We start from the raw sequence: 6,379 nt of genomic DNA, 5'->3' as shown, positions 1-6,379 counted from the left end.
AAGTTATCCACAGGTGCAATAGCACCTTAGCTTTGCTATTATCTTTTTCTGAACAAAATAGTTAATTATTAACAAAAAGTAATGATTTTTAAATATAATTGAGGAAGTTTAATTGTGCAATTTCCTCAATATATTGAAAGTAAGTTTGTATCATGTATATTTTTATTTTTATAATGTAGTTTCTTGAAATTTTTTATAACAAATGTTTCTGAACATATTAATATAAAAAGTACTATGAAAACATTTAATAATAGTTTATATTTTATTTTTAAATCTTTGTATTTTTTCATTTTACTGCTCCTATTTTGCATAAATTATATTTATAGTATAACATAATATTTATTCTATATCAGTATAAAATTATTAAAAATGAGTTTTCTTGTCGAAAGCATAATTCACAGGAATTTTTTGAAAATTACGAATAAAATAAGAATTGTTCAAAAAAATTACATTATATTAAGGATTAAATGTGTATAATGTTAAAAAAATATGATATAATATTCGTGTACAAAATTGCTTTAAATAGGAGGAAATAAATATGGCAAGAACTATAGGTACCACTGTAAGAGGAATTAGAATTCCAATAATAAAAGAGGGAGATGATTTAGCTCAAATAGTAGTTAATTCATTACTAGAAGCAGCTAAAGAGGAAGGCTTTCAATTTAGAGATAGAGATGTTATAGGTATAACTGAATCTGTACTAGCTAGAGCTCAGGGAAATTATGTAACTATTTATGATATAGCAAAAGATATAAATGAAAAATTTACTGGAGATATAGGAATTGTATTTCCTATATTGAGTAGAAATAGATTTTCAATGATATTAAAGGGAATTGCTGAAAGTAAAAAGAAAATTTACATGCTTTTAAGTTATCCTTCTGATGAAGTGGGAAATCATCTAATGGATATAGATGAAATGGATAAAGCAGGCATTAATCCCTATACTGATGTATTAAGTGAAGAAGATTACAGAAAGTATTTTGGAGAAGTTGAACACAAATTTACTGGTGTTGATTATGTACAAATGTACAAAGAATTAGCTAATAATAATATAGAAGTATATTTTTCAAATAATCCAAGAACTATACTAAAGTACACAAAAGAAGTTATAGCAGCAGATATTCATTCAAGAAAAAGAACTAAGAGAATATTAAAAGAAGCAGGAGCAGAAAAAGTTTATGGATTAGATGATATATGCAATAAATCAATAAATGGCAATGGATATAATCCTCAGTACGGTTTATTGGGTTCTAATAAAGCTACAGAAGATAAATTAAAATTGTTCCCAAAAGATTGTGATATATTTGTAAAAAGTGTTCAAAATAAATTAAAAGAAGCTACAGGAAAAAACATTGAAGTAATGGTATATGGAGATGGGGCTTTTAAAGATCCAGTAGGTAAGATATGGGAGTTAGCTGACCCAGTAGTTTCACCAGCTTTTACTGAAGGATTAGTAGGAAGACCAAATGAAATAAAACTTAAATATATAGCAGATAATAAATTAAAAAGTTTAGATAAAAAATCTATGGAAGAGGAAATGAAAAAGTTAATAAAGGAAAAAGGTGAAAATTTATTAGGTACTATGGAATCACAAGGTACTACTCCAAGGCAGTTAACAGATTTATTAGGAAGTTTATGTGATTTGACTAGTGGAAGTGGGGACAAGGGAACTCCAGTAGTATTAATACAAGGCTACTTCGATAGCTATGCAAATGATTAAAAACAATAATATATTTTGCATAAAAATAATAATATACTTTTCATAACAAATTAATGTATTTTGCGTAAAAAATAATCTTGCTTTGTGCAAAAAACAATTTGCTTTGTGCAAAAAACAATTTGCTTTGCGCAAAAATAAATAAATTATTTTCATGAAAAAATTCACAATAAAAATTAGTGCTGTTAGTATCAGTAAGTAATGGGATAAATAAGTCATTTCATTAAGAGGCTCTAAGAATAAAAAATAAAAAAACTCCTACCCAATTTATGCCCCGTCCTTGGGGCGGAAATTGGCTCATCACGTCCTGTGATGAATTACGGAGTTTTTTTATTTTTTATTCTAAGAGTCTCTAAAATTTATTCAAATTATTTATCCTATTACTTACTGATACTAACAGCACTAATTTTTATTGTGAGTTTTTTCATGAAAATAATTTATTTATTTTTAAGAGTTGTTTTATTAATTAATATAAAATTTTGGTTGAAGTGCAATTATTTTTAGAAAATATGCAAATTTTATAAAAATGTAGATTATATTTATACATATATATAGTATAATGTAAATATCTATGTAATTTTTTAAAAGGGGGTTTTGACTTGAGTAATATAGAAGGATTAGTTTTTACTATAGAAGAAAAATGCAAAGGTTGCAATAAGTGTATAAGGTGTTGCCCTGTATTTGGTGCTAATAAATCTTATGTAGTAAATGGAGAAAATAAAGTAGCAGTAAATCCAGATAAATGTATAAATTGTGGTGAATGTATAGAGGTATGTGATCATGATGCTAGAGATTACTATGATGATACAGAGAGATTTTTTAAGGATTTAAATTCTAATAAAAGTATAAGTGTTATGGCAGCTCCTTCCATAAGAGTAAATATAGAAAATTATAAAAATTTATTTGGATACTTAAAGTCTAAAGGTGTAAATATAATATACGATGTTTCTTTTGGAGCAGATATATGTACTTGGGCTTATGGAAAATATATAAAAGAAAGTGGACAAGACTCTATAATATCTCAGCCTTGTTCAGCTATAGTTAATTACATAGAACTGTATAATCATGAATTATTAGAGAAATTAGCTCCTATACAAAGTCCTATGGTCTGTACAGCTATTTATTTAAAAGAGTACAAGGGTGTGAGAGATAACATAGCTTTTTTATCTCCTTGTGTAGCTAAAAAAAATGAAATAGATGATGATAATACAAAGGCTTATGTAAAATACAATGTAACCTATAAGAAGCTATTTGAATATTTAAAAAATAATAATATAGAACTAAATAAATATAATAAAGTGGATTTTGATGATAGGGGTTGCGAATTAGGATTTTTATATAGTAGGCCAGGAGGATTAAAAGAAAATTTAAAGCAGATTATAAAAAAAGAAGATATGTGGATAAAACAAGTGGAAGGTCAAGATGAAGTATATAAATACTTAAATAAATATGGCAGAAATATTAAAGAAAACAAACCTATACCAGATTTTGTAGATGCCTTAAATTGTAAATATGGATGTAATATAGGCTCTGGAATATATAAAGATGAATATAGAGATTATAATTTAGATTACATAGATTATAAATTTAATAAAATAAAAGGAGAAAAAATAAATCCCAATTCATCTGGACTTTTTAAAAGAAAAAAAGGCAGTAATTATACTATTTTTGATAAAGAGCTAGATTATAAAATGTTTTTAAGAAGTTATACTAAAAAAGATATAAAAAAAGATATAGAACCTACAAGTCAGCAATATGATAAAATATTTAAAGATATGTTTAAATACACTGAAGAAGATAAAAAGTTGGATTGCTATGCTTGTGGATACAGAACTTGCAAAGATATGGTTAAATCCGTAGTAAATGATTATAATACAGTTCATAATTGCATATACTATAACAAACAAAAGGTTACAGAAGAAATGAAGGAATTAGAAAGAAAAAATGAAGAAATAGAAAAAATGTTAGAAGAAGTAAGGTCATTAAATGAAGAAAAGCATGAAGGAGAAACAAGATTAATTAAAGCTAAAGAATTTAAAGAAAGAGTTGCTACAATTATTTCTTCTATAAATGAAATAAGTGATGTTAACCAAAGTAGTGTTAATGAAATGGACAAAATATCAAAACAAATTTCAGAAGTAGTAAATACTTTTAATGATTTAGAACACAGTATACTAACTATGGAAAATAGTATAAATAAATTTGTAGAAACTTCTAATGAAATAGTAAGCATTGCCAATAGAACAAATATGATTTCTTTAAATGCAGCTATAGAAGCAGCGAGAGCAGGAGAAGCAGGAAAAGGCTTTGCAGTAGTTGCCACAGAAGTTAGAAATTTAGCAGCTTTATCTAAAGAAGTAGCATCTTCTACCAAGTCTGATGAAAAGAATTTAGGAGTAGTTATAGAAAATATTGTAAACGTTTCTCAAAGTCTTCAAGGTAAAATGGATATTATGAATGAATCTATAGACAATATATTTGCTATAATACAAGAAATAGCAGCAAAAGGAGAAGAAATATCACAAGCTGCTACAGAAATAGGAAAAGAAAAGTTTTAGTATAGAGCATTTTTAGTTTAGAGTTAAGATGGAAGAGTTAAGAGTTTAGGAGAATTTTTCTCCATTGACATTACGAAAAATTTTTGATTGTATTAATAAGGTAAAGAAAGAGGATAGTGAAGTAGAGTTTATTTTGTGTTTCAATAAATTTATATCTAAATATAGAATGTTAGTAGTAAAAATTTTTACTACTAACATTTTAAGATTTCTTGAGGAACGAAAGAAATCCTCCATAACTCTTAACTCTTTCATATTCACTTTAAACTAAAAAAACTATGTGCATATTGAATATAGTTCTTTCGAAAGTAGTGTAAAGGCTATTTTGTCTTTTCTATCTAGTGCATCATCAATTAAAATTTTTAATGTTTCTTCATATAAATTATTTTTATCTTCTTTAGATAATAAGTTAACATCAGTATTATTGTTTTTATAATTTAAATATTTAACTATAGCTTTCATCAAATAAATTTCCTTTAAACTTTCAATATAAGAATTAAGTTCTTCAATAGATAAAATAAAGAATACGGATTTATTTTTCTTTAAAGCACATATTTTAATATATTTATTATTTAAAGAAGAAACTACTATTTTATTTTTATAATTTATAAAAAATTGTTTTCTAATATTTTTATGGTATTCTTTATACATTAATTTCATAAATTTTGAAAGAAAATTTATATAGCCTTTAAATCTTTTAATGCTAAAATAAAATTCATTATTTATTACATTTAAACTTTTGTTTTTCTTAAATAAAACCTTATAATGTAAGCTTTTATCCAAAGTTTTTATCAAAACTACACTCATATTATCAGTAGTTTTATTTAAAGTCTTATTAGGAATAAATTCCACACCATATATTATTTTTTTTTCCTTTCCCCATTTAGATAATATAAAATTACTTATTTTCAATTATATCTCCCCTTTATAAAATAATCCTGCTTTTATATTATAACTATGAAAGTAGCATATTAGGCTTTATTCACAATATTAAAAAAATTCTATAAAAAATTTATATATTTAATAATTGTTGCCAAAAATAAAAATTTTATTTAGGATTTTTATTTTAACTTAGCATATATAAAGTTAAAGGAGGGGATTAAATGTGATATTTTATATGTAATGGGTTTTCTTACTGGAATTGTAGTATTTTATCTAATATTTAAAAGTAATAAATCCATAAACTTAAATATTCAATATAGAGATTTTCTTATAAAATTAATAGTAAGAGAACAAAAAGAAAAGAGTTAGATATTAATTCTAACTCTTTTTAATATACTTTTTTATCAAAAGGTTCTATGCTTTCATAAATATCCAATAGTTTAGCTGCTTCTTCTTCTGAAATAATACCATCTGAAAGTTTTCTATAAAGTATGTATAAACTAGCGTTCATATCAGGGTCAGTTATTTTGGTTTCGTGCATTTTCTTTTTGATTTTTTCTTTAAGAGAAGAAGAATTATTTTCTTTAAAATCTAATTCTAATAAGTTTAATATTTCATCTGCAATATCTATTAATTGTTTTTCTTTAGTTATTACTTTTATTATTTTAGCTTTTGATTTAATTTGATTAATGGTTTTCTCATTTATTAAAATTTTATCATCTACCATGGTACTCCTCCAAACTAGATTAAGTATCTATACAAATTTATTATATCATGTTTTACAACTATATTCTACTAAAGTAAGAAATAGGTTTGTGTCAAGTTAAAATTTCAACAAACACATAGGAAAGTACCAATTTTATTTAAGCATTAATAATAGTTGCAGCATAAAATTTACATTAAAAAATTAGTGTTGCTGTGTCCTTAAGTAATGGGGTAAATAAGTCATTTCATTAAGAGACTCTAAGAATAAAAAATTAAAAAACTCCTACCCAATTTATGCCCCGTCCTTGGGGCGGAAATTGGCTCATCACGTCCTGTGATGAATTACGGAGTTTTTTTATTTTTTATTCTAAGAGTCTCTAAAATTCATTCAAATTATTTACCCCATTACTTAAGGACACAGCAACACTAATTTTTTAATGTAAATTTTATGCTGCAACTATTATTAATGCTTAAATAAAATTGCCCAAGTATCAAGTATTAATTAGGCAAGAGTTTGTTC

Annotated in this window: 5 protein-coding genes; 2 read left to right on the top strand and 3 right to left on the bottom strand. The window is 24.9% G+C overall.

Features of this window, described 5'->3' with window-relative positions; translation table 11 throughout:
* Positions 1–125 precede the first annotated feature (125 nt).
* Complete coding sequence (locus CLOACE_RS11835; RefSeq protein WP_175429465.1) at positions 126–290, bottom strand: hypothetical protein; 165 nt, start codon at positions 288–290, stop codon at positions 126–128.
* 248 nt (positions 291–538) lie between these two features.
* Here CLOACE_RS11835 and CLOACE_RS11275 point away from each other — a divergent pair, with 248 nt between their 5' ends.
* A complete protein-coding gene (locus tag CLOACE_RS11275; protein ID WP_070111349.1) occupies positions 539–1,720 on the top strand; it encodes a coenzyme F420-0:L-glutamate ligase in 1,182 nt (393 codons plus the stop codon).
* Positions 1,721–2,316: 596 nt separating this feature from the next.
* The gene (locus CLOACE_RS11270) at positions 2,317–4,275 is read left to right on the top strand and encodes a [Fe-Fe] hydrogenase large subunit C-terminal domain-containing protein (RefSeq protein WP_070111348.1); all 1,959 of its coding nucleotides are present in this window, start codon (positions 2,317–2,319) and stop codon (positions 4,273–4,275) included.
* A 273-nt stretch (positions 4,276–4,548) separates the two neighbouring features.
* On the opposite strand, the gene CLOACE_RS11265 is transcribed toward CLOACE_RS11270, so the two are convergent.
* Together CLOACE_RS11265 and CLOACE_RS11260 are read right to left on the bottom strand one after the other, a co-directional pair.
* Positions 4,549–5,184: an IDEAL domain-containing protein gene (locus CLOACE_RS11265; RefSeq protein ID WP_070111347.1), complete on the bottom strand. Its 636-nt coding sequence runs from the start codon at positions 5,182–5,184 to the stop codon at positions 4,549–4,551.
* Between the two features lie 358 nt (positions 5,185–5,542).
* Positions 5,543–5,881 carry a hypothetical protein gene (locus CLOACE_RS11260; protein WP_070111346.1) on the bottom strand — a complete coding sequence of 113 codons (339 nt, stop codon included), beginning with the start codon at positions 5,879–5,881 and terminating at the stop codon, positions 5,543–5,545.
* Positions 5,882–6,379 lie beyond the last annotated feature (498 nt).

The organism is Clostridium acetireducens DSM 10703, assembly GCF_001758365.1.
GTDB lineage: Bacteria > Bacillota > Clostridia > Clostridiales > Clostridiaceae > Clostridium_C > Clostridium_C acetireducens.
The sequence above is the reverse complement of the archived record's forward strand: the minus strand, read 5'-3'. Positions and strand labels throughout refer to the sequence as shown.

Bases quoted from the DNA above. Each gene is read 5' to 3' on its own strand.
- CLOACE_RS11835 (WP_175429465.1), bottom strand. From the start codon at position 290: ATGAAAAAATACAAAGATTTAAAAATAAAATATAAACTATTATTAAAT.
- CLOACE_RS11275 (WP_070111349.1), top strand. From the start codon at position 539: ATGGCAAGAACTATAGGTACCACTGTAAGAGGAATTAGAATTCCAATA.
- CLOACE_RS11260 (WP_070111346.1), bottom strand. From the start codon at position 5,881: ATGGTAGATGATAAAATTTTAATAAATGAGAAAACCATTAATCAAATT.